19 protein-coding genes are annotated in these 24,301 nt (G+C 59.5%); 10 read left to right on the forward strand and 9 right to left on the reverse strand.

Annotated elements, in window-relative coordinates; all coding sequences use genetic code 11:
• The first annotated feature begins 238 nt into the window (after window positions 1-238).
• The 7 genes from TBK1r_RS38380 to TBK1r_RS06680 all read left to right on the forward strand — a co-directional run bounded on the left by TBK1r_RS38380 (window position 239) and on the right by TBK1r_RS06680 (window position 6,684).
• Window positions 239-361 carry a hypothetical protein gene (locus TBK1r_RS38380; RefSeq protein WP_372897105.1) on the forward strand — a complete coding sequence of 41 codons (123 nt, stop codon included), beginning with the start codon at window positions 239-241 and terminating at the stop codon, window positions 359-361.
• A 153-nt stretch (window positions 362-514) separates the two neighbouring features.
• Window positions 515-1,321, forward strand: coding sequence for a hypothetical protein (locus TBK1r_RS06655; protein ID WP_145208340.1), 807 nt, complete (start codon window positions 515-517; stop codon window positions 1,319-1,321).
• Between the two features lie 93 nt (window positions 1,322-1,414).
• Window positions 1,415-2,044 (forward strand): hypothetical protein, encoded by a 630-nt coding sequence (locus tag TBK1r_RS06660; RefSeq protein WP_145208342.1) that lies wholly within the window; start codon window positions 1,415-1,417, stop codon window positions 2,042-2,044.
• A gap of 335 nt (window positions 2,045-2,379) precedes the next feature.
• Window positions 2,380-4,371, forward strand: coding sequence for a serine/threonine-protein kinase (locus TBK1r_RS06665; protein WP_419581045.1), 1,992 nt, complete (start codon window positions 2,380-2,382; stop codon window positions 4,369-4,371).
• Window positions 4,368-5,033, forward strand: a complete 666-nt coding sequence (locus TBK1r_RS06670; protein ID WP_145208346.1) for a hypothetical protein — start codon at window positions 4,368-4,370, stop codon at window positions 5,031-5,033. Before TBK1r_RS06665 ends, TBK1r_RS06670 begins: the two co-directional genes overlap by 4 nt.
• Before the next feature lie 162 nt (window positions 5,034-5,195).
• On the forward strand, window positions 5,196-5,813 hold the full coding sequence (locus TBK1r_RS06675; protein WP_259636129.1) for a response regulator transcription factor: 618 nt from the start codon (window positions 5,196-5,198) through the stop codon (window positions 5,811-5,813).
• Between the two features lie 511 nt (window positions 5,814-6,324).
• Complete coding sequence (locus tag TBK1r_RS06680) at window positions 6,325-6,684, forward strand: hypothetical protein (protein WP_145208350.1); 360 nt, start codon at window positions 6,325-6,327, stop codon at window positions 6,682-6,684.
• A 94-nt stretch (window positions 6,685-6,778) separates the two neighbouring features.
• On the opposite strand, the gene TBK1r_RS06685 is transcribed toward TBK1r_RS06680, so the two are convergent.
• Window positions 6,779-7,663 (reverse strand): Vgb family protein, encoded by an 885-nt coding sequence (locus tag TBK1r_RS06685; RefSeq protein ID WP_145208352.1) that lies wholly within the window; start codon window positions 7,661-7,663, stop codon window positions 6,779-6,781.
• 245 nt (window positions 7,664-7,908) lie between these two features.
• Between TBK1r_RS06685 and TBK1r_RS06690 the strand changes: the two genes are divergently transcribed.
• Together TBK1r_RS06690 and TBK1r_RS06695 are read left to right on the forward strand one after the other, a co-directional pair.
• A complete protein-coding gene (locus tag TBK1r_RS06690) occupies window positions 7,909-9,258 on the forward strand; it encodes a DUF6666 family protein (RefSeq protein ID WP_145208354.1) in 1,350 nt (449 codons plus the stop codon).
• 129 nt (window positions 9,259-9,387) lie between these two features.
• Window positions 9,388-10,476, forward strand: coding sequence for an SGNH/GDSL hydrolase family protein (locus TBK1r_RS06695; protein ID WP_145208356.1), 1,089 nt, complete (start codon window positions 9,388-9,390; stop codon window positions 10,474-10,476).
• Between the two features lie 535 nt (window positions 10,477-11,011).
• Here TBK1r_RS06695 and TBK1r_RS06700 read toward each other — a convergent pair.
• The 7 genes from TBK1r_RS06700 to TBK1r_RS06730 form a co-directional block, all read right to left on the reverse strand.
• Window positions 11,012-12,142: an AAA family ATPase gene (locus TBK1r_RS06700; RefSeq protein ID WP_473772493.1), complete on the reverse strand. Its 1,131-nt coding sequence runs from the start codon at window positions 12,140-12,142 to the stop codon at window positions 11,012-11,014.
• Window positions 12,143-12,145: 3 nt separating this feature from the next.
• Window positions 12,146-13,669 carry a hypothetical protein gene (locus TBK1r_RS06705; RefSeq protein ID WP_145208358.1) on the reverse strand — a complete coding sequence of 508 codons (1,524 nt, stop codon included), beginning with the start codon at window positions 13,667-13,669 and terminating at the stop codon, window positions 12,146-12,148.
• Entirely contained in the window at window positions 13,666-14,616 is a 951-nt protein-coding gene (locus TBK1r_RS38385; protein ID WP_419581046.1) for a DUF4129 domain-containing protein, read from the reverse strand. Before TBK1r_RS38385 ends, TBK1r_RS06705 begins: the two co-directional genes overlap by 4 nt.
• Window positions 14,617-15,416: 800 nt before the next feature.
• Window positions 15,417-16,412, reverse strand: a complete 996-nt coding sequence (locus TBK1r_RS06715) for a hypothetical protein (protein ID WP_145208361.1) — start codon at window positions 16,410-16,412, stop codon at window positions 15,417-15,419.
• The gene (locus TBK1r_RS06720) at window positions 16,402-17,478 is read right to left on the reverse strand and encodes a stage II sporulation protein M (RefSeq protein WP_145208363.1); all 1,077 of its coding nucleotides are present in this window, start codon (window positions 17,476-17,478) and stop codon (window positions 16,402-16,404) included. The genes TBK1r_RS06715 and TBK1r_RS06720 overlap by 11 nt, the downstream gene beginning before the upstream one ends.
• Window positions 17,475-18,584, reverse strand: a complete 1,110-nt coding sequence (locus TBK1r_RS06725; RefSeq protein ID WP_145208365.1) for an RDD family protein — start codon at window positions 18,582-18,584, stop codon at window positions 17,475-17,477. Before TBK1r_RS06725 ends, TBK1r_RS06720 begins: the two co-directional genes overlap by 4 nt.
• Before the next feature lie 375 nt (window positions 18,585-18,959).
• Window positions 18,960-20,354: an IS4 family transposase gene (locus tag TBK1r_RS06730; RefSeq protein WP_145207138.1), complete on the reverse strand. Its 1,395-nt coding sequence runs from the start codon at window positions 20,352-20,354 to the stop codon at window positions 18,960-18,962.
• Window positions 20,355-20,657: 303 nt separating this feature from the next.
• Between TBK1r_RS06730 and TBK1r_RS06735 the strand changes: the two genes are divergently transcribed.
• Window positions 20,658-22,190, forward strand: coding sequence for an Nramp family divalent metal transporter (locus TBK1r_RS06735; protein WP_419581047.1), 1,533 nt, complete (start codon window positions 20,658-20,660; stop codon window positions 22,188-22,190).
• 152 nt (window positions 22,191-22,342) lie between these two features.
• Here the strand turns inward: TBK1r_RS06735 and TBK1r_RS06740 are convergent, their stop codons facing one another.
• A complete protein-coding gene (locus tag TBK1r_RS06740; protein ID WP_145208367.1) occupies window positions 22,343-23,983 on the reverse strand; it encodes a HEAT repeat domain-containing protein in 1,641 nt (546 codons plus the stop codon).
• Between the last annotated feature and the right edge of the window lie 318 nt (window positions 23,984-24,301).

Consider the following 24,301-nt stretch of genomic DNA (forward strand, 5'->3'; position numbering starts at 1 on the left):
GAAACATCCGTTAGCGGCGTCGGCGACCGAACGGATGCATGTGTGCGCTTTCGAGGCGGGTGTCACGCGTGTTACGCTATCGAGTTAAGATGGTGGATAGCTGAATGGTGATAAGACGCAGCTGTCCGTTTTACTTTTCACTGCATAGAAGGGGCGTTTTGTGTTTGTTGAGAAATCGAAACCAAACCGAGACAACGAGTCGGTCCGTGAGCAAACTGGGGGGACGCAGTCGGCGCGCGTGGATGCTGCGGTTGATCCGGCGGCGGACCTTCAGGACTTGGTTTCTTACCTCCGCCGGGACGCAGCGGACGATCCGATCCACTATCTGATCCGCAGCAATACGTCGGGTGACGGCGAATGACGGCTGCCCCCGAGTGAACAAAACCGCGAAAGATCCCCAAATTTTTTTTCCGACCGCCCCAAGAACTCCGTTTGGGTGCCGAACAGGAGAGCGAAACCCGAGCCGACCCAATGAAGGCTCCCTTCGAACGCCAATTTTTGGGGATCTAAGTCCATGTTAAAGAAAGCCATCGTCGCCGGCGGTGCCGTCGCACTTTTGTCAAGTTTGGCCGTCGGTGTTCCGCTGGCCAGTTACACCCGATGCGGAGTCAGCTGGCTTCGCGATTCTGCCAGCGACGCCGTCCCCCTGGAGTGGGAGCTGAAGCGGGCCCGTCAAATGATCACCGACTTGAAGCCCGAGATCACGGACAATGCCAAACGGATTGCCCGCGAAAAAATCGAAGTCGTCCGGTTGGAAAAACAGTTGAATGAAACCGAATCTCGGCTGGCCTCGGCCCGAAACGACATCGAACGATTGACCGGCGATCTGGAAGGCGGCAACGAGTACTTTACCTACGCCGGTCGCACCTACACTTCGGTGCAAGTCCAAGACGATTTGAAGAACCGCTTCAAGCGTTTCAAGACGCGCCGCGCGACGGCGGATAAACTGCAACAAATGCTGACCGCTCGTCAGGCGACGTTGACCGCCGCACAACATCGCATGGAAGAGATGCTGAGCGCGAAACGACAATTGGAAGTGGAAGTCGAGAACTTGCAAGCACGCTTGGGTGCACTGCGAGTGGCCCAGACGGCGAGTGAGCTGAGTTTGGATGACAGCCATCTGTCCCAAACCCGTCGACTGCTGGACGAAATCGAAACCCGTATCGACGTCGAAGAAGAAACGATGAGCGTGGATGCGGAATACTTTGGCGAAATCAACTTGGAAGAGTCCGGTGACGAAGACTTGTTGGACGACATCGCCAACTACTTCGACTCCGAGCCCAGCCAACCCAAGGCGCTCGTCTCCATTCAATTGGACTGAACGTCGCGCCTAGTTGCCGAAGTAGTCTGTTCGCCGAAATAGTCTGTTCACCGAAGTCGCTCGCAACCTTCGCTTCTCCTCTGCTCCTGTCCGATGAACGAAACGATTCGCCCAACGACCGACACTGCTCAAACGTCCGCGTGGCGTTTGTGGATCGATCGTTGCGGCGGATTCGCGTTGTTGGCCGGAGAGAGTGTCAGCGTCGGCGGCGCGCGACCGGATTCAACGACCGACATCCAGGTCCGCACCGATTGGCGGCGCTGCGAAGGGACCGTGGTTCGCCGCAACGGTGACTATTTCTGGTCCGCTGCAGACGATCAAGCGTTACAACGACAGGACGCCGGTGGGCAATTGCTGATTGCCAACAGCGTGTTTCCGATCTCGGGTTCGGCCACGCTCAGGCTGCATCAGCCCTCGCCGCTGTCGCGTTCCGCGATCCTGTCGCTGGATCCGCCCCATCGGTTTGACCAGCACGTCGATCAGGTTTTGTTGGTCGATCAAACCGTTTTGATCGGGCCGAGTGCCGGCGACCATATCCGTTGTACCGCCCTGGACACGACGGCGGTGCTGGTGTTTCGCGACGGGCGCTGGCAAGCGAAGTTAAAACCCGGCGCGACGACGGCCGGATTGTCGCGTCGAACCAATCGACCGCAACCGGTCGACCTCGTCCCGGGACGCCGCGTCTCGATCGGTGAACTCGACATGATGTTGGAAGAAGTATGAAGACTCTCGCCCCCGAAACACGCACACTCGTTGGCCGAGACATGACAGAACAACCGATCGAGTCGGTCGAGGTTGCCGGAACGCCACAGGGCATCGACAATCCCCATGCCGCTCCGACAGGCGGCGAAGCGGAGCCCACGCAGCGTCAGGGACGTAAAAGCAGAGCAGGACTTGCCGCGAAGTTCTTTCGATGCTGCCAACCGAAGTCCAAGGAGCAAGAGCGAAAATCGAGCCACCCCGAACCGCAATTTTCGGGTGACGGTTCCGTGAATGAGGATAGAATGCAACCTGCGTTCACCGAAACTTCGCTCGGATCGCCCCCCGAAACTCGACCGATGTCCTTTACCTATGCCCCCGGTTCTCAGCCGCTGCCGCCGTACACGATACGGCGTGGAGTCGGTGTGGGTGGATTCGGCGAAGTCTATTTTGCGGTCAGCCAGGCGGGCAAAGAAGTCGCACTCAAGCGGATCCAACGCAACCTGGAAATCGAGTTGCGTGGCGTCTCGCAATGTTTGAACCTGAAGCATCCGAATCTTGTTTCCCTGTACGACATTTGCCGGGACGCCGACGGTGGGTCTTGGGTGGTGATGGAGTACGTGGCGGGGGCGAACCTGCGTGAGATCCTCGATCGCAATCCGGACGGGTTGCCCGAGGCCGAGGCGCGGCGCTGGTTTGCCGGCATCGCTGCCGGCGTGGCCCATCTGCACAGTGCCGGTTTGGTGCACCGTGACTTGAAGCCCGGCAACATCTTTGATGACCTGGGGATCGTGAAGGTCGGTGATTATGGCTTGAGCAAATACATCTCGTCGTCACAGCGGGGCGGCCACACCGAGAGCGTGGGCACGTTTCACTACATGGCGCCGGAAATCGGCCGCGGCAAGTACGGTCGCGAAATCGACGTCTATGCACTGGGCATCATGCTCTACGAACTGTTGACCGGCCGCGTGCCCTTTGACGGCGAGAGCTGTCACGAAATCATCGTCAAACACCTCACCGCGCTGCCCGATCTGTCCGGTGTGACGTCGCCGTATCGGGAAACGATCCTGGCGGCCTTGGACAAGGACCCGGCGAAACGGCCGGCAACGATTGCCGACCTGGTTGCCCCGCTGGGACTTTCCCTTTCCGACGCCGCGGCGGTCCCCACCTTGGTCAGCGCGACCATTGGGGACGCCCCATCGCCGGCCGGCAAGCCGGGTTTACACAATCGGCTGCAGGGCAATGGGAAGGACGACGTGCGGCACGACGGCCGATCCGCCGAAGCCATCGATCCGGTGCTGGGACTGGAGTATTCCGATTCGGCGGCGGCGGCTCCGGCCTCGATCGACGAACCGCTGCTGCGAGCGATCCGCTCGTCAGCACATGATCTACGCTGCTGGTGGAAATCGCTCGAGCAATCGCCGCGGTCACGGTTTTGGATCGGCGCCTTCCTGGCATTTGTGCTGTTCATCAACACACATTGGTTGTTGCCGGCGCTTTCGATCTTGGGGGCGTTCTATGTGCCGTATTACATCATCCGACAAATGGTGCTGCATTCGAGTGAACAGCCCAGCTATGCCAAGGCGCATCGGATTGCATCCCAAGCCGGCCCGTCCAACAAAGCCAGGACCAGGCAAGAATGGCGCAGCGAGGTACGTCATCTGCTGCGAGCGAAGCATAACTTGGTGCGAATGGCAGAGCTGAACACGTCGTGGATCGCGTCGTCGTTGACGGTGTTGACGATGGCGGTTGCCGCCGGAGTGATCGGACTGCGCAGCGGCGATGTCAGCGCCGTCGACGTGGCACCGTACTTTTGGATGGGCTTGGTCGTGTTGGTCGGGGCGCAGGGCATCTTGGGACTGGGAAAACTTTGGGAACGCGACGACGGCGAAGGGCTGCCCAGGCGATTGGTGCTTGCGGGGGTCGGTGCCGGCGTCGGACTGTTCGCCTATGCGTTGAATGAATTTTTCCTGCTGTCGCTGGTTCCCGGCGGCAGCGAAATGCTGGGCTCTGAATTGCCGCAAGCGCTGTATCGTGAGGATTCGACGATTCGGGCGTCGGGCATGATGGCCCACTTCGCGTTGTTGTTCGGAGGCATCCGTTGGTGGAAGTCCGTGGATCCACTGCGGCGAACACGATTGAGTCTGTGGAGCGTGGCGGTCGTGTGTGTCGCGGCCTGGGGAGTGCATCAATTGATTCCGGTGCCGCAACCGGTGGGATTGCTCGTCGCCGGCGGGCTGGCGATGGCGACGCAAATGTCGGCCCCTTGGATCAACCCACGCATGTTCGCGGCCAACCCGTGGCCGAGACGCAAGCATCCGTCACCCCGTCTTCGGGAGGCTAACGCATGAAAACGCTCTTTCCCGCCGCGTCGGCCTGTTTCGTCGTCGCGTTTGTCGCATCGGTCGGACTTGCCGAATCGTCTCTCGAAGCCACGGCCGAACGCGCCGGCAAAAACATCTCCGAGCAGCCGCTATCCCTGTCGTCCGCATCGGCCGATCCGGTGTCGTCGGCCAAGCCGAAACAGACGGAACTGTCGGTCGCTCCGATGCACCATGTGACCTATCCCGAGGATCGGCCGTCGTGGATTGAAACCGAACCGGACCTGCAGTCACCGGTCCACCGGTGGGTCGTCACCACCAGCGGCGCCGAGACCATGGAACAGTGTGAAGCGGAATTGGAGGTGCTCAAGCCCGCCGCGGTGGCGCTGTACATCAAAGAAACGACCGGCTGGGTGTGTGACGATGCGGTCCTGGATGAGCGGTGGATCGAAGACGAACTCGTCGATCGACGGTACGTTGGCACGCTGCAAATGGGTGATCGCCAATTGCACGAGATCGCGGTCGAGCTGACGTTTGATGCCGACAGCCGAAAGCGCATCCGCAGGGCAATGAACAATTCGGTCGTCGGAGAACGGTTGCGGGCGATGGCAGGTCTGTTTGCGTTGGCGCTGGTCGGGCTGTGTTGCACCGGAGGCGTGCTGGGGGTGTTTAGCCGGCGCTACACGTCGTAGCGATTGGTCATCGCCGTCATTGGCACCATCACCGGGGCGAGAATCGCGGTTTTTGGTAGTCGGGCCGCTGCGGTGGGATAGCCGATCGCGCACGCCTGTCTACAATCTGCTGTAAGCTTTCCCTTTGGTGGTTCCCGGTGCCAGGCAGCAGAAACGATGATCATGACAGACGAAATTGCCCCCGTTTACAATGCCGCGACGATTGGAGCGGACAGCATCCTCCTGGTGGACGACACGTTGATTTTGCGTGATCGACTGGCGATGGCGATGCGGCAACGCGGGTTTCGCGTTCAAACCGCGGGAAGCTACGACGAAGCGGTTGAAGTCTTCCAGCACTCGCCCACCGATTTGGCCGTCTTGGATCTGAGAATGCCGGGCCGTTCAGGACTGGATTTGCTGCGAAAATTGTTGCAGATGAATCCGAATGCACGAATCATCATGCTATCTGGATTCGGCAGCATTCCCGCGTCGATCGATGCGGTCCGCGCCGGGGCGATCAATTTCCTCAGCAAGCCCGCCGATGCCGATGACATCTTGGCGGCGTTCGCCCGCGGCGACGAGCCGTCGGTCCCGACCGGCGAAGTCAGTTTCCCGGCGCCCTCGCTGGCCCGGAACGAATGGGAGCACATCCACCGCGTGCTGTCCGATTGCGGAGGCAACATCAGCGAAGCTGCCCGTCGGTTGGGAATCCACCGACGATCGCTGCAACGCAAACTGCGCAAACGAGCCCCCGAAGATCCGGCCAGTCCCGAAGTCGTCGAAGACGACGAACTGGAGTGAATCCGCCCGGGGTCTGTCCCCGCGAGCAATCTGCGACGAATAGGACCCATAGGACAAATGGGACCTATGCGTCCCCTCTGTCCCATTGGTCCCATTTCTGACTGCCAGATCGAGGTCTGTCCCCGGTGGTGTGACCGATCGGGGTCTGTCCCCGGTGGGGCGGGGCGCGTCGGGTTGAACACCTTTATCGCGAGGTGTGTGACGATTCGCGCAGGCTTGATCCGCAGGCGCCATCATTCTGGCTGCTCCATCTGATTTCATGCAGCGGACCGCTGGCGGCCGTTACAAGCTCAGAATGGCTGCGAACCTGGATGCGGCCGCGCGGGGGTCGGCTGGTTTGGCCCCGTTTTGACCGGCATAACCGTCAAAAGGTACATCAATTGCTGCAAAAGATTAAAATCTGGGCGACTTGCATAAACCTTGTTGGTGAGCAAAACTTCGCCAATCAGATTGATGTCGCCCCCCCTTACCTGCGGCACCGAACGAGACACCCCTAGAAGAAGGAAAACCAATGAAAGGTCTTCGAGTTTTTGCGGCTTGCACTGCGTTGTTGATCGGTTCACTTGCCGCCGTGAACGCGTCGGCTGGTTGCTGTGAGCCTGCACCGGCTCCTTGTTGCGAACCCGCACCGGTTTGCTGCCCACCGCCGCCGCCAGTTCCCGTGACGTTCTGCGTCGTCGATCCCGTGACGTGCTGCAAGTACCCCGTCACCGTCTGCGTTCCCTGCGAGTGCGCCGGTGAAATCCCTTGCTACGTCGGATGCCGCAAAGGACTTCTGGGTCGCAAGATCCTGACCTACAAGTTCCAGTGCTGCGGCGCGTGCGTCGACATCGTGATCACCAAGCACGGCCGCGTGATCGTCCGCGACTGAGGGATTCTGTGACCCGTTTGCTGGCATCAAAGCCCCGGTTTTGAGGCCGGGGTGACGTCAGCCAAATGGTGCTCTGAATCTTCTTGACGAACGCTTAAAGAACAGGTTCCACCGCTTTGGTCTCGCGATCAAAGCGGTAAACCTGTTTTTTTTGTGGGTCGGCGACATACAAGTACTGGTCGTCGGCCGTGATCCCGACTGGTCCACCCAAAGGATCGCCTTCGAACCACTTTTCGGTCGTCCCATCGGCACCGAACCGCCAGATCGCCTTGCCATAGCCGTCGGTGACAAACCCTCCGTCGCCGGTCCAGACCAGACCGTTGGGGAATGCGTAGGGGCGATCACCGACAACGGTTTCCGCAGTCTTCTTCTCCACGTCGATTTTCTGAATCGCTTCGGCGTCTGGCGTCACCGCCCAAAGATTCCCCTCGTCGTCCAATGACAATCCGCGGGCGTTGACTCGGGCGACCAATTCAGGCTTGCCACCTGCGATCGGTAGCCGAAACACCGCCCGCCTCTCCGCGTCACCGACATAGATCGTCTTGCCGCCGTCACCAACCACGATCGCCATTGGAATCCCCAAGTAGCCATTGTTCAGTGCCACCAGTTTGGCGCCGGGCTGCTTGGCATGATAGATCTCGCGGGTGGCCGAATCGCCGATTAAAATGCCACCGTCTGGATGGGGGGTCACGCACCAGGGCGCGTTCATCGGCTTGCGCAACAGCGGCGTCCCGGGGGTGAAAACCTTAAACCCCTCTCCATCCTGAATCCAAACACCCGGCAAGAATCGGTCCACGACCAGCAGCTTGCCGGCATCGATCGCGACCGCTCGCGGGTAATTGACCGTCGCCTTGTCCGAATCGATCGGCTCAGGGACTTCGATCTCCTTGCTCGCTGCGGCAGGTTCGCTGCTCGCCGCCCCAGGTTCGCTGCTCGCCGCGGCAGGTTCGGCGTCCTCTTGGGCCATCGCCGTTCGCATGGGGCTCGCCACCCCCAGCGGAATGACCAGCAAGGCGAACAGGGCGGAACGGTGGCAGGATATTCCGATTGCGCAAAGTTTTCTAATGATCACGATTGGGAGTGCCGAACATAAAACAAGAAATGTACCGAGAAGCGGTTTCGGATGTCGCAACGCCTCCCAGCGGAAAGATTTGGAACATGATAACGTCAAGCCACTCGATTACGCGGGTCTTGCCTGGTCGAAACACGTCGAGTCGTCGAAAAATGTCTGCAACCGGCCCTTTCCGCCACGTTTGGCAACACGCCGCCTGGCTTTTGCTGGTCATCGCCGCTTTGCTGGCGTGGGGAACTCCGACGATGGCCGGGGAACCGGTCGTGCGTGCGGCAGCCGACGTCTTTGAAAGCGAGCGGGTTGATCTTTCCGGTGTGAAACCGGTCAAACGCGCAGCACGCGACGTCGCCGTTGGTCACGCGGTCGAAACCGACGGGGTGGTGCGGCCGGTGTCGTATTACGAAGGCGAGATGGGTTACGGCCCCGCCGTCTTCGAATCGAGCTGCGGCTGCGAGACGGTTTGTGACTGCCCGGTGGGCGGCGTGATTATGGATCCCGGTTGTGGGATCGAAGCGTCTTGCGGGTTCGAGGCATCCTGCGGTGCGGAAACATGGATCGAGCCGGCATGTGGATGCGAGGGTGTCGGATGCGACGCCTGTTGCGACGGCTATGACCCGATGTGCGGATGCAACGCGTGTTGTGGCGGCATCGGAGGATTCATCGATTGCTTGTTTCCGCGACTGCGGATCCAGTGGGCTCAGCTGGACCTGTTTGCCGGCGTGGCCGGGCACACCGGACCGATGAATTTCGCCAACACCAGCTCGACGGGAACCGACCGTCGCGGAACGGGCAGCTTTGGATTCTACGAAGGGTTCAACAAAGGAACGGCGGTTCGTTTTTTCGGCGCCGACCTCGCCTGGCAATCCGGCGTTCGCTTTACCCAAAATAATCTTTCTGGAGCCGGATTCAGTGACGAGACGCGGGGCCAAGTCTTTTTGACCAGCGGCATCTTCCGCACCGTCGACTACGGTTTTCAGTACGGGTTGGTGTTGGACTATCTGTACGAAGACTGGTACTACCGCAGCGATCTCGTCCAGCTCCGCGGCGAACTCGGCTGGGTCAATCGCGGCTGCAATGTGTTCGGATTGAAATTCGCAGTCGGCATCGACGACGACACCGCGACCACCAGTGTTGTGGACAACAGCGGAACCGTCGTCCGCAATGACATCGCGATGGAAGCGATGACGCAGTATCGATTGTTCTATCGCCAACGCCTGGCCCGCCTCGGTTCCTGTGAAGGTTTCGTCGGCTGGACCGACAATGACGACGGCTTGCTGGGCATGGAACTCGATCTACCGATTCACGGAAACCTGCTCTGGAACACCTCGGCGACGTATCTGATTCCCAATGAGGGAACCGGTAGCGGCGGCAACCAAGAGGAAGGCTGGAATCTGGCGATCGGATTCACCTACCGCCCAGGCGGACTGGGCGGACAATCACGCTACTCACGGCCGCTGCTGAAGGTCGCCGACAACGGAACCATGATGGTGGATCGGAAGTAATCCGATTGGCCGCTCCGGAGGTCTCTGGTTGGACGTCGTATGTTCTCTCTGATAACCTAAACGACGCGCCGGCGGCTTTTCGATCAGGCGATTTTGTTGTTTGTTTAAGCGGCTTGCTGCAGGACGACCGTGGTTAAAAAGAAATCGCCTTCCCAAAGCAAGCCAGCGCCGCCGCAAGCTGCTCCGCCACGCCCCAACCTTTCGGTCCGCCGGAAGGTCATCCTGAGCATCGTCGTCGTCGCGTCGTTCTTTTTGGTCGCCGAGGCGTTGCTGCGTGTTGCAGGGTATCGCGTGCCTCTGGGCGTGGAGCGAATGGAATTCACGTTTCCAATCGACGACTACAACACAAATTCCCCCCAGCCGTTCTTGGCTCGCGACGACACCCTTTTTTGGCGTCCGCGGCCCGGAGCGCTCGGACACAACAGCACGGGGTTTTACGGCCCCGAATTTTCTGCCGACAAACCAGACGGGGTGTTTCGCGTCGTCTGTCTCGGTGACTCCTGCACGCACTTCGGACCGATCACGTATCCCGACATGTTGCGTGCGTACCTGGACAAGGTCGCGCCGGGGAAGTTCGAGGTCATCAACGCCGGCGTCATCGGCTACACCTCCTTTCAAGGCAAACGGTTGTTAGAAACCGAAGCGATTGGATGGGAACCCGATTTGGTGACCGTGTATTTCGGCTGGAATGACCATTGGCTGGCGCGAGGGTTCCAGGACAAGGATCAACAATCGGGCGAATCAACCGTGGCCGACGGCTTGGGAAACGCACGCATCTTCCAGCTGATTCGAAGTTTCGTGAAGCGTCCCTCGGCGACCGCCGATTCGGGGATGCGAGTCGAGCCGGAGGATTATCGCGCCAACCTAAAAGAGATCGGCGCGATTTGCGAAGCCAACGGAATTCATTGTTGGTACCTGACCGCACCCCACGCGTTCGACATCGGTGTTCCGCCGTATCTGATCGAGTCGGGAGAAGCCAAGAATCTGGAAGACCTACTTGAGATTCATCGCAACTACAATCAGATCGTCAGAGACGTTGCCGACGCGCGGGGTGACACGCTGATCGATTTAGCGAAGGAGATCGACCCGATGAACAAGCTGGAGTTGTTCATCGATGATCACATTCATCTCTCGCAACAAGGCCGGCTGTTGGTCGCCAAGCGGCTTGCCGAGGAACTGCGCGCGTCAGGGATCTTGCAGGTTGATGACGCTGAGTAGTGGCGGTTAGATCAATCCCGCTCACTGAGGACAGGCTGAGGTGCCCGGACGCTGGCGCGAACCGGCTGATGTCCGTTGATGATCAGCCGTCTGGCGCGAGCCTACGGGCCCTGCGCTGGGCAACACCTCTTCGATTGAGCGGTAGGGCGCGAGCCCTTCGATCTTGCACCCTTTTTGTAAGCTGAAACCGGACGGCTCGCGCCGTTCCGCTAAAACCACCAGTGAAGCGTTACTTGTTAGCGGTAGGGCGCGAGCCCTCCGATCTTGCACGCTGTTTGTAAGCTGAAACCGGACGGCTCGCGCCGTTCCGCTAACACCACCAGTGAAGCGTTACTTGTTAGCGGTAGGGCGCGAGCCCTCCGGTCTTGCACGTGTTTGCAAGCCGAAACCGGACGGCTCGCGCCGTTCCGCTAACACCACCAGTGAAGCGTTACTTGTTAGCGGTAGGGCGCGAGCCCTCCGGTCTTGCACGTGTTTGCAAGCCGAAACCGGACGGCTCGCGCCGTTCCGCTAACACCACCAGTGCTACGACTCATCAATCGCGGGGGACTTCGATGCCTCGGATCATGGCCAGCAATTCTTCGTCGACGTCGCGTCCTTCGATTTCGGCTTCGGCGCTCAGCTGAACACGGTGCCGCAACGCCGGGATCGCCACTTCCACCACGTCATCGGGGATGGCGTAGTCGCGACCGCCGAATCCTGCCAGCGTGCGAGCGCATTGCATCAACGCCAACCCGGCGCGTGGCGAGGCACCGATGTGAAACGCCGGCCACGAGCGCGTCGCGCGAACGATTTTGTTGATGTAATCGACCAGTGCATCTTCGACGTTGACCGTTCCGCACAGCTGAATCATCTTCCGCACGGTCTCTGGGTCGGTGATCGTTCGCACCTCGTTTTCCAGCCGTTCATTCAGATTCACCTGCTTGCTGTGCAGTTTCAAGATCTCCGCTTCTTGGGCTTCGTTCGGGTAGTCGACCTTCAACTTGAACATGAACCGGTCCAGTTGAGCTTCCGGCAGGTTGTAGGTGCCTTCGCTTTCCAACGGGTTTTGCGTCGCCATGACCAGGAACGGTTGTGGAACGACGTGGCTGGTGCCGTCGATGGTGACGCGGTATTCCTGCATGATCTCCAGCAGCGCCGCGTGCGTCTTGGCGGGCGAGCGGTTGATTTCGTCGGCCAACAAGAGCTGAGTGAACACCGGCCCGGGGCGAAAGCGAAACTCGCTCTTTTGCATGTCGAACACGGGGGCGCCGGTGATATCCGAAGGCATCAGGTCGGCGGTGAATTGGATCCGGCCGAAATCACAGCCGAGTGCCCGTCCGAGTGTCCGGACGAACAGCGTCTTGCCTAGCCCGGGAACCGATTCGATCAGCACATGTCCGCCGGAGAACAGCGCCGTGAGTGTTCCGAGCACCAGTTCGTCCTGGCCGACGTACAATTTGGCAACTTCGGCCGAGACCGCTTGGTACAGCCTTTCGACCGGTTCGAATCGTTCGCTTTTGCCTTGAAACGCAACCGGATCCGTTGCCGCGGCAGCGGTCGCTGTCGAGGCCGTCGTGGAGGTCGTCGTGGAGGTCGTCGGCGCGTTCACGCTTGTGCCATGGGGTGCCAGCAGGTCGTCGGAACCTGATCCGGCTTGTGTGTTTCCAGGAGTCGGGTCAGTCAACGGTCAGCCTCGATCGGGTAGGTCGGAATCGTCTCGACGACGATCAGTAGATTCTGGATGGATTGTACTCGTGTCAACCGCCTTGGCTGTTTCGCCGGGCGGGTCACGGTGTGATTCACTGGATGTTTCGCCCGATGTTTCGCCGGGCGGGTCCGCGATCGGTTGTGGCGCCGTCACTTTCGGAGCCATCCGTTTCGGATCGGGAACGTGCAGGTGGAGCGCCGGGTCGGGGGCGTGAACGGGTTCTTCGATCACCCACGGTCCCGATGATTCATCTCGAACGTGTTTCATGTAGTCACTGATCCGACGCCGGGCGAATGTTTCGCCGCCGCGTCGCCGCATCAAGGTAGCCACAGCGGTCAAGTGGTCTCCGAAATGCGTCAAGACGCCGCGATCGACTCGCTTGGGCCGTCCAAAGATCGGCATCAACATCAAGCAAATGACAAAGCCCAAGATCGCGATGTGAAAGGTGACGAAGCTGAGCGGGAATTCGGTGAAAAATTCCGCTCCGGAAGCTCTGGGAACTTCGGTGCCGCGGTCGCTGATCGGCAAGGAGTACGATGCCGTCGCGAAACTCACTTGCGGCTGTGAGCCATCGGCCAATAACCGCTCTCGTGGATCCACCCGTTTGGACTGAATCAACGGCTCGAACGACGTGCGGATCAAACGCCCGGCGAGTGCCTGGTTTTCTGGTTTGGTCAATCCATAGTTGGTCAGCAAGGAACCGCCGGCGACCACCACGACTTGTGAGTTGCCCCAGGCTTTGCTGGTGAGGCGTGCAACGATGGCGTCACCGTCTTCGGACAACACGATGGGCTGGAACTCGGTTTTCGTGGACGTCGGTGTCACATTCTGTCCCATCGGCCAGACCGGCGCCCCCGGGCCGACCGGTTGAAACACGAAGGTTCCCTGCTGTGCCTTGTTTTTGCGATCATAGGCTTCCAGCACCCATTCGACGCGACGCGGATGCTCGGATTCGGCCAGATCACTCCATGCGTCATCGCGCGCGGCCTCGGAATCCGCCAACACCATTTGGGTCTGCTGCACCTTGGGCTGGATCGATAGCCAACCGTTGGACGGCAGCGCCGTTCGCAACAGTTGCCACTGGTGTTCTTTGATCAGGTTCTCGGCGTATCTCCTGCGATACTCCAGCCGTTGCTGCGGTGGCGCGAGTGGTCGGGCATCACGAAAAAACTCCGTTTCACTGCCGCTATCGGGCACCACATAAATCAGCGTCTTGTCGCCCATCCGCAACCATTGTTCCATCCACCGTGTCGTGTTGGCTTCGATTCCCGTCGGATGCGTCGGCGTCCAGACGATCACCGCGCTGCGTTTGGATCGGTTGGTCAAACGAGTCAAGTCGCGCGTCGCAAAACCGGCGTTGCCAAATGCGTTGCGCAACGTCGTGAATCCATTGACACTGCGTTTGGCCAAAATCCCGACGCTGGGGCCGTAGCTGGTCCGCAAACCGCTGTCACAGCCGACGAGTACCAACAGCAGCAGCACCGGGAGCATGATGCGTTTCATTTGCCCGCTCCGTACGCTTGGGTGGCCGATTCCAACATTTCGTTTTGCCGCCACAGTTGTTCAAACACGTGGGCGGAAATCTCGTGCCGACCGAAATAAGACTGCTCGAACGCGTCGGCAGTCGCCCGCAACCAAGTGGCGATGGTGTCGTCGTGGTTGCGGGTTTCGCGAACATAGCGCCCATTTGTCTTTCCGCGACTGAGCCGTAGCAGCCCGTTGCGATCCAACAACAAAAGCTGATGGCCGAGCATCAATATGATCGCCTGGTCGTAACGTCCTTCGTGCATCAAGCGTTGGCATTCGGTCCGAAGGTTCACATCCGTTCGCCGCAACTCGGGCGGCAAATGTTTGATGCGTTCCAGGGTCTGTTCATCGGGCAACCCCTTTGCTCGAGAGGCGGCGGCCGCTGACGTGCGATTTTCCATTCGCAATTCCGCTCGCGAGACGACGTAGACCGTGATGCCAACAATCCCCAGCACAATCACGGCCAACAGCACCCATCCAAACAGATTGCCCCACGTCAATGAGCTTCCGAACAAACCCGTTGACGGAGCGGCTCCGGTGGTCGCCGTATTGGACGACGGATCGGGCCGATCAATCTTTTTCGGTTTGGGCAACCAGCGGCTCTCGCGATGGACCGAGTCGTCTTGCCGGAGTTCCAGTTCGATGGGCACCAGTTTCCTGGATTCCGGATCGTACCAGGGCGTCGAATCGAGCGACTCGGTCACGCTTGAATCAACCTCGATCGTCGTGGACGATTTCGCAGCGTCGCCGGTTTGGACGAGTGTGATGGCGACGGGACGTTGTACGTTTGGCATCCGCCGGTGCGCGCCGGCGTCCGGGCCTGTCCCCAGATCCGCCCCAACCGATCGATTCAACGGTGCAACGCCGGCGTCGGCGACGTGCCCGGTCAGCGACGGTGGCACGATCAGTGCCAGAACGATCACTGTCAGGCCGACCAGGCAACGCTGTGAAGCGCTTATTCCCTGCGATTGACGAGGTGTTAGCGGCAGGGCGCAAGCCCTCCGGTCCCTCAGCGTTCCCGGACCACCGGACGGCTCGCGCCCTACCGCTAAAAATTGCTTCACAGGTGTTAGCGGAAGGGCGCAAGCCCTCCGGTCCCTCAGCGTTCCCGAACCACCGGAGGGCTCGCGCCCTACCGCTAAAAATTGCTTCACAGGTGTTAGCGGAAGGGCGCAAGCCCTCCGGTCCCTCAGCGTTCCCGAACCACCGGAGGGCTCGCGCCCTACCGCTAAAAATTGCTTCACAGGTGTTAGCGGAAGGGCGCAAGCCCTCCGGTCCCTCAGCGTTCCCGAACCACCGGAGGGCTCGCGCCCTACCGCTAAAAATTGCTTCACAGGTGTTAGCGGAAGGGCGCAAGCCCTCCGGTCCCTCAGCGTTCCCGGACCACCGGACGGCTCGCGCCCTACCGCTAAAAATTGCTTCACAGGTGTTAGCGGAAGGGCGCAAGCCCTCCGGTCCCTCAGCGTTCCCGAACCACCGGAGGGCTCGCGCCCTACCGCTAAAAATTGCTTCACAGGTGTTAGCGGCAGGGCGCAAGCCCTCCGGTCCCTCATCGTTCCCGAACCGCCGGAGGGCTCGCGCCCTACCGCTAAAAAATGCTTCACAGCGTTGCCAATCTGGATTCCCTGCCAGGATTCTGGCCGCCGGTCTCCTGGCGGCAAATGGCGCGAACCGCTGCGGGATGGTCGGCGAGAGACGCTGGGTCGAATCGGGATGCACTGAATCACGGCGATTCTCCGATTGCAGCGTTGTCGAGCGGGATCGGCGGCGGGACCGATTCGACCGGCCGCTGCGACGCCACTTTGGGGACGCCGGTTTCTTCGCCGAATTGACGCAGCGCCTCGGCCCGCACGGCCAGTTCGACGTCCCAGCCCTCCAGACGGATGCGTGTGTCCAGATAGGCGATCATCCGCACCACCACGCTCAACCCGCCGACCACCCAAAGGGCCAACGGATAAAGCACCAGCAGTGTCACCAGGCCAAAATTCCAATAACCGGTCGCGATCCCACGCACCCACACCAGACTATAAAACAGTCCGGCAAAGATGACGGTCAGCGTCATGGCGACCGCGATCCAGCGGCTGCCGACGTCACTACCGGCGGGCCGATGCAAGGCGCGTGCCCGGCGACCGAGCGTGATCTCGTTGGCATTCTTGCTTCGCAGCGGACACATCTCCAACAAAATCATCTCCGGCAGAAACGGCCGCCCGGCACGGACCACTAAGGCGACGAAAAAAATGATGATGGGCAGCGTGATGTCCAGGAACGTGTCGTAGGGCTGGAACAATCGCAACGCGACCAGGATCATCACCGGGATTGCCAACCGCCGAATCCCCAAACAATAGAACCAACGCCAGAATTGTTGCCGCGAGATCTTCAGCGCGCTGCGCCAACTGGGCTTTTGTTCGAACACCGCTTGGCCCAAGTAGATCGTCGTGACGACTCCCGCCGCCGGTGTCTGCAAAAATACCAGCAACGCCATCCAGGTGCCGTAGCGGATCAGTTCCCAAGTCGCCTCGGAATCATCCAAGCCATATTGGGCTTCGGTCAAGGGAATCCAAGACAGCAGCAGCGCGTTGGCAATCATCCAAGGCCAGGCACCCAACAAGAACCCGATCAACAGCATCGACGGGTAGCGGTGCAACAGCACGAGCGCCAGGTCGCCGATTTCCGTCAACGTTCGGACCCGGACGGCCACGTGGGTTTGATCAAGTTGCATCGCGGTCTCCATCGTCAGCGGAGACGCGCGAATCCACCAGATCGGCGTAGCGTGCCGTCCGCACCAACGATCCACGCTCGCTTTCGTTTCGGGGGAATCCGAGCACGACGAAATACAGCGTGATCATGCCGCTGGAAAAAATCGACCACGCCACCTTGATCAAATAGGGCGCCCCGCTGGGAGACAGAAACCCTTCGGTGAACGCTGCCAACACAAACATCGTCGCGCTGGCTGCCATGACCGGCACCGCGTCTCGTCCGGCTTGACGGACCGAGTCGACACGCGACAGCCCACGGGTGTAGAACAGCCCCATGCCCAATCGCAATCCCGCGCCGGCCGACAACGCGATCGCCGTGAGTTCAAAAGGACCATGCGCGGTCACAAATTCGAAGAAATGATCGGCCCCTTCGATCCCGTCGCGGGACATGTAACCGAAGGTCGCGCCCAGGACGATAGCGTTGTAGGCGAGTGTGACCAGACACGGAATCAACAGAATGCCATAGGCAAAACACTGCAGCCCGATCCCGGTGTTGTGGCGGATGTAGAACGCCGCCCGCGCGGTGTATTCTTCAGGACGCACCGCCAGCGGTTCCTTGAACGACTCCGCCGTCCCCTCCAACATCTTCGTGCCGCAGATCCGCTCGGCGAAACCTGGGAACTGTTCTTCACTGGCGCCCATCACCATCGAAAGCGCGAACAGTCCAAAGAAAACCAGCGTGGCGACGCGGACGCAGCCATCGTTGAAGATCCGTTGCGGGGCTTCCTGAAATAAGATGCGAATCCAACCGCCGGGGGCCGGGGTATGGGTGCGATAAAGCTGGTTGTGCGCGCGGGCGACTAACCGATGCAGGTAGGTGACGGTGTTAGGCGGTAGCTGGTAGGCATCGGCAAGTGCCAGGTCGGCGCAGGCCGCCCGATACAGCGAGGAAAACCGCGCCACGCCCGACGCCCCGCGGTGTTGGGGGCTGACCGAGTCCGTGCTGCCACGCAATTCCATCGCTTCGCACAAACGCTCCAGCTCCGTCCAATCGACGCGACGTTTTTCTAACAGCTTGGCGACATTCACTGGCCGTCCCCCGCAGTCCGAGGTGGCTCGCTTGTCGGTGCGGCGGGTGCCGGAGCGGTTGCAGGTGGCAGCGGAGAAGGTTTCGCCGCCACGCTCGACGACGCATTGCTCCAAACGTCCGGACGCTGCGTTGTCTGTCGACGCTGAAGCGGTTGCCGCTGTGCCGGTTTCCCCAGTTCATCCGGAATCGCGCTTTGCAACGGCTCGGCCAACCCCGACGGTTTGTCGGCATCTTTGGCCAGCGGGCTGTAGCCGGCCAACGGCCCCAGATCGGCCGGCTCGGTCATTGAATCGGCCAGAAACGTTTTGTAATAAAGCGCGTACAACAGCAAGTCGGGGTCAATGTCCTGGCGGAATTCAAAACGTTCGATCAGCGGGTCGGACAGGTTTCGCGCAACTTCGCGGCGCCGCGGTGGGGTCAAAAAATGTCGCCGTTCGACATACGTTGCCAGGGTCCGCGCCATCTTTCGTGTGACCAAGTAATCGCCAGGAACGTACGACGCCAGTGCCGGCACGCGTGCATCGTCGACTTTGGCGATCGGTAATTGCCATTTCCGCTCGTCCACCACGACCATCGTTCCGGCCGCCAAATCGCCCAGACGCTGCATCCGCTCGGTCATCATCATCGTGACCAGCCCGATGATGCCCGTGGGGATGAAGTAGATCGGCGGAACGTCGGGGTCCCAAGTATTGATCGCCGCGACGGGCGCGAGGTCCGCGACGCGGAGCAAATTGCGAAGCAACGCGCTGCGTGGCGAAACAGGGCGGCCATCGACCTCGATCACGCGGATGCCACAAAACCACTTCCCCACCGTGCGGCCGTTGAAATACGCCTCCCCGATCGTGCCGTAAAACCAATTGATCACAAAGATCAAGATCACGATGAAGGCAAAGGTCAGGGGGCCGTAAAACGTCGACAACGCGCTGAGCATGCCGCCGATGATCAATATCGCCAGCCCGACCCCCAAAATCACGCCCCAGCGGACCGCCAAATCAATCAAATACGCCGGCAAACGACGGAACGGCCCCGCCAATTGGTACTCAAAGGCGATGTTCTCCGGCGTGACCACGGCGATGGTCGTGTCGAGCGGTTGGACTGCAGCCATGCAAATGATTGAGAAGCGAAAATGGTCAACGGCGGTCCCCCGATTATCACCCCCCGAGGCCACAGGACGCAACCGTCGGGGATTTTTAAGTTTCAATTGGTGATCTCAAATCTTCTGACTCTAACGTTTTCTATGCACCGGATTTTGCCGGATAGGCGAAGTCCGGAAGGCCCGGAGGGCCGGCAGAGTGGATGCCGATGGCGTGAGCCACCGGACATCATTTCAAGGAGTCTCTGAGGCCCAGCGGGCCGACACAGTTCCCCATCTATTAGCAATACCCGCAGCTCATGAGACCGATTGTGCCGGCCTTTCAGGCCTCCGTGATCGAGGTCTTTCCATTCCGGTGGCTGACGCCCAATGCCACCTACTTTGTGGTCATTCGGGTGGTATATCATCGGGCTGCTGTTTTTTTCTTCGAAGTGACTTCTGGAATTTCGTTGTCTTTTGGCGCCGCGGGTGGGCTATGCGTGGGTAGCTGCGAGGCAATTTTCGATTGGGAAGTTTGCGGCCCGCTGCGCTCACCAAAGCGCCGTGATAAGCCAGCCTCCATTCCTCCAGGGTCGTAAGCTTTTCACGTAGCAGATGATGCTTGAACGTCGTCCAAACTCCCGTGAAGCTGAGCTCGCGAGGGTCAACTCGAATCAATTTCGCTGCTTGTTTGCGTAGCTGAGCGACAAGATTATAAGCGATGATCGATCCCATTAGCTCCTTCATCACCGTGTCGACACTCTTGGCGCGAATGTTTTCTGTGTCCATCGTCACTTTGACATCGCGGATATCGAACTCCACATCGTAGCGACGAACGTACAGGGCAGCGGCCGAGTGAGCGTCCGTCTCAAGGCTCGTCACGATCTCCAGCGTGTCTCCATTTTCAAGTTCAATTTGGTGGAGAAAGACTTCGATAGACGTGTCTTTACTAAGATCGAGATTGGTTCGGCGGTCCTTCGGTGTCGGCCGCCAAATCAAGTGAAACGTCTTGTACCCGTCCCCTTGGTCGACCAACGTAGCCGACTTGCGGTACGACCTGAATCGCTGTTTGGTCAGCCGCAGCACGAAGTCTTGATGATGTAATTGGCAGTGGTGGGCGACATTAAAAATCCCAAAACCGCTATCAGCCAGAACGATCGAGCGTTTCGGGAGTCGTTCAATAATCGGCTTGGCTTGCTCAAGTTCACTTTTGTTGTCCGCTCCGTACATCGGATCGACTTGCGGCAACAACGCGCACCCGGTCTGCATTTCATTTGCGACCAGCAATCTCGCAATAGGCCAAACCGTCTCTCCGTGTTGGTTGGACGCCGGCGGGAACGCTTTCTGAAGTGCTTCGGTCGGAGGAAGCGTGATCGTCGTCCCATCGATAATGAATACACGTCGATCGAGAAAGGCTTTGGGAGCGCGGGAAGCAAGGTGATCGCAGATTCGATGGGAAAACTCTTCCACGACAGCGAGCGGAATCCTTTTTCTGGCGGCGTTGTAGGCCGAATTGTTTTCGGAAAGGCGATTCTCTTGAACCCTTCGATTGTCAGGCAAAATATCCGTATGATTTTTGAGCAAATCTGCGACGGCATCGGTTAGTGAGATGCCTCCTTCGAGCCGTTGTAAAACGAGTAGCCAGAGGGTCGGGGCCTGCGTATAGACCATCCGCGCGTTGGCACAATCGTGATCTTCAAAGACCCGTTGTAGTTTGGGTAATTCAAGAAGCTCAGCCAGCAACGCTTTGGCTTTGCCAAAGCGAGACTCTTCATCGGCACCGAGTGTCGTCGGGTCGACCATGGCGATTCCCAGTCAGAAAGGCAGTAAGTGTAAACTTACCTGCCAGGCGCAAAAATCGTGCCAAAACCGGGTTTTTGGGACCGCGCCACCCGATAGGGTCCAGAATAGGTGGCATTGGGCTGACGCCACCGGCAAGCATTGTGCCAGCCCTCCGAGGCTTCACCGCGAACAAACATAGAAAACGCTAGAGTCTGAAACCTGAAACCTGAAACCTGAAACCTGAAACCTGAAACCTGAAACCTGAAACCTGAAACCTGAAACCCCAAAACCCCCGCCCGCTCCGGCTCTGCTAAACTTTCCGCCATGAATCAAGATCAAAGCGAAATCATTTCCCCTCCGACCTCGTTTGGGCGGATTCTATTGGCGGTAGGGCCGGGGCTGATCGTGGCCGGGTCGATCGTCGGAAGTGGCGAATTGATCGCCACGACCAAGACAGGAGCCGAGTCGGGATTCAGTTTGTTGTGGCTGATCGTGATCGGTTGCGTGATCAAGGTATTTGCGCAAATCGAATTCGGACGCTACGCATTGATCAGTGGCAAAACCACGCTGGTGGCGCTCGACGAAGTGCCGGGGCCGCGGATCAAGGGGCGTGGGAACTGGTTGGTGTGGTACTGGTTGATCATGTGGCTGGCCAGCATTTCGCAATTGGGCGGCATCGTCGGCGGCGTCGGTCAGGCGTTGTCGATCAGCGCCCCGCTGACGCAGCAAGGCGTCGCGTACAACCAGGCCGCCGACGCAGAGCAACTGGCCCGTTTCGACGCGTTTCGCGCCGCACATGATCGCGGCGAATCCGAATTCGAAGTCTCCACGCCGAACACCTGGGTCAGCTACGACGCCAGCTATCAACCGGCAACCCCGGGCGAACACCGACAGCCCCATGACACGGCGATCTGGGCCATCCTGATCTCGCTGATCACCAGCGTGATCTTGGTCGTGGGACGCTACAACCTGATTCAATCGTTTTCCACTGCGCTGGTGGCGTCGTTCACGCTGTTGGTCGTCGTCAACGTTTACTGGTTGCAAAGCGAAGCCGAATTCGCCTTTAGCGCCAAAGAGTTTCTTTCCGGGTTGATGTTTTCGTTCCCGGAAAAGACGGCGGGGGTCAGCCCGATTCGCACCGCGCTGGCGACATTCGGGATCATCGGTGTCGGTGCCGCCGAACTGATCACGTACCCGTATTGGTGTCTGGAAAAGGGCTACGGAAAATTCACCGGCAAGAACGATGGCAGCCAAGCGTGGAAGCAGCGTGCGGCCGGATGGATGCGGGTGATGCACGTCGATGCATGGGGGGCGATGCTGATCTACACCTTCGCCACCATCGCGTTCTACTTGCTAGGCGCCTCGGTCCTGCATCGGATCGGATTGAACCCCGAGAAAGGCGACATGGTGCGGACCTTGGCGGTGATGTTCCAGCCGGTTTTCTCGGAATGGGCCGCCACGGTGTTTTTGTTCGGTGCCCTGGCGGTGTTGTATTCGACGTTCTTTGTCGCCAACGCATCGCACGCGAGAACGTTTTCCGATGCGCTCCGCGTGATCGGCTTGATCGCCCACGACGAACAGACGCGAGACCGCTGGATCCGGATCCTCAGCGGCGTTTTCCCGATCCTCTGCGTGGTCATTTTCATCGCTTTTCCCGCGCCAGCCCAACTGGTTCTGATCAGCGGGATCGCCCAAGGCATCATGTTGCCGATGCTGGCCGCAGCGGCTTTGTTTTTCCGCTACAAACGCTCGGTCGAGGGTTTGGAACCGAACAAGCTCTGGGACACGTTCCTGTGGTTGTCCGCCGCGGCGATGCTGGTCACCGGCGCGTGGACCTTCTACGCCCAGTTCATCTAGTCGTCTATCGCAGCTCATTTTTCGGGTAGTGGACGAGGCGACGAGTCCTCTGTTGTCGGCATACTGGCAGAGGACTCGTCGCCTCGTCCACTACCGCCTACCGGAAAACCAAGGTGCGGCGGAAGACTAGAGATCACACGGAAATGAAGGGTCTATTCGTCCAGAAACACGTGATCGGGTTGAACGGACTTGTACCATTCACGCCATTTCCGTTGAGCCGTTCGGACCTCGGCATTGGTCGGCTCATCAGGCATACCAAAGCCTTCGAATTTTCGGCTGATAAAGCGTAGTCCGTCGCGTGCGTAGGAGCGGACAATTTGGTCGGGATCACTCAGTGCAAAGATCAACGCGGGGGCGACACGCAGCTCGTCGCTGGCTCCGAGCACCTTGGCCGAAACGCGTCGGGCCTGCCACGACCGGCTGCCGCGAAGCAGGCGAGAAAGTCGCTCGAGCTGTGCGGTTCGTTCCACCGGGTCGGTCGGCAGTTTCGCGTTGTCGATCATCGCTTTCCCGTCCAACTCGTCGGCATTGTCGCTTTCGAGCAGTTCCAGCATGTTGGACACCGATTCGGCCGGCACCGGAGAAACCGCTTGGCCGTTCTGCATCTTCGCACCGCTGACATCTTCACCGAACCCGAAACCACCGATCGTCGAGGCACTGGCTCCGGCACCGAGCGACTTTTTGGTGCTTCGGATCAGGAATAAGATCGCAAAGCAGGTGTTGCCCGGTCCGAAGATGTGTTGCGTTTCGCCCCAGCCACCCTCGGGCTTCTGCGACCGTCTCAGTTCACCCACGATTCGGTTGTACCAATCCGGTTCCGACTCGATCGGCAAACCCCGAGCGATGTCGAGGAAACTGCGATAACGTTCGGTGGTGTAGCAGGTGTAGTAGTAGTAACGGTCGTTGACGTGATTCGGCGTCGGGTTGGCTCTCAGCCAGTTCTCCATGCGGCCGATCGCCCCGAAGATGGCGTCTTTCTTGATCCGAGCGTTGTTGGCCTTGCGGGCCGTGTTTTCATCATTGCGCAGCACTTTGACCGCTTTGGGTAGCCCTACAATCCCCGCTTCCTCGGCCGTTTTGCTCGATCCCCACATGCCCATGACGTCACCGGCGATCAACAGCGTCGCCCCGGCGGCGAGCGACATGCCTTCGGTGATCCGTTCCTGCTGGATTAAGCGACCTCCGGAGGGAATCTCGCCCTGGTAAGGCCACGCGCCGCGGATATCTTGGACCTTGAAGAACCACTCCATCGTCAGTTGCAGGCGACTGTAGTCGACCTTGTATCCGAGTCGGTCGAGCGTCCACAGCGCCAAGATCACGTATTGGGTTTGCGACGTGTCGCCCTTCTTTTCTTGCGGATAGGTGTAGGATCCGTGATCGGGCTGGACCTCGTCAAAGTAACGCAGCAGCGTGGTGAGTTCTTTGCGATATAAGTCCGGATCGACTTCGCAAAACAGCAACGTCGACACCGCCGCGTGGTAGTTGGATTTAAATTCCTGGCTCCGAGAAACGATGCCGACAAACTTTTTCGCCTGTTCCAGCCCCTCTTGCACCACCGGATTGGTCGGATCGGGTGCCGCTTTCATGATCGTGTAAGCCGCCAGAACCAGCTCACCCTCGTCGGTAAACTTGGTCGATTCCAGGTATCCGATCGCCCGGCTCACCATTTGCTGCACCGCCGGATCTTCCGGCTTGATGGCCTGGGCGGTGGGGCTGACGACGAGTTGCAGGGAGACGGCCAACAAGCCGCCGAGGAGGACGAAACGATTCTGGCGTTGCATCAGAGAGACCATGCTGACGTCGAGGAAAAGGCTGTCGCGGGCCGCAAGAGAAGGGGCCGGCACTGGATCGGACAAGTATAGCACAACGGCTGGAAAGTGGCGATTATGGAGTTGTCCGTCCGCACGGCCTGGATCCCGCCGACAATATCAGCGAATTCACGCAAGTGGCCGATCCTACCGGAGGGATAATAGCGAGTAGCCAAAGGTAACCGCAGCGTCACCTCCGGGAACTGGCTGCAACCCCGTCCGGAAACGCGGTAATTGTTAGCGGTAGGGCGCGAGCCCTCCGGTACTTCGGGAACGATTGAGGGACCGGAGGGCTTGCGCCCT

It is taken from the genome of Stieleria magnilauensis (assembly GCA_007753675.1).
GTDB classification, from domain to species: Bacteria; Planctomycetota; Planctomycetia; order Pirellulales; family Pirellulaceae; genus Stieleria; species Stieleria magnilauensis.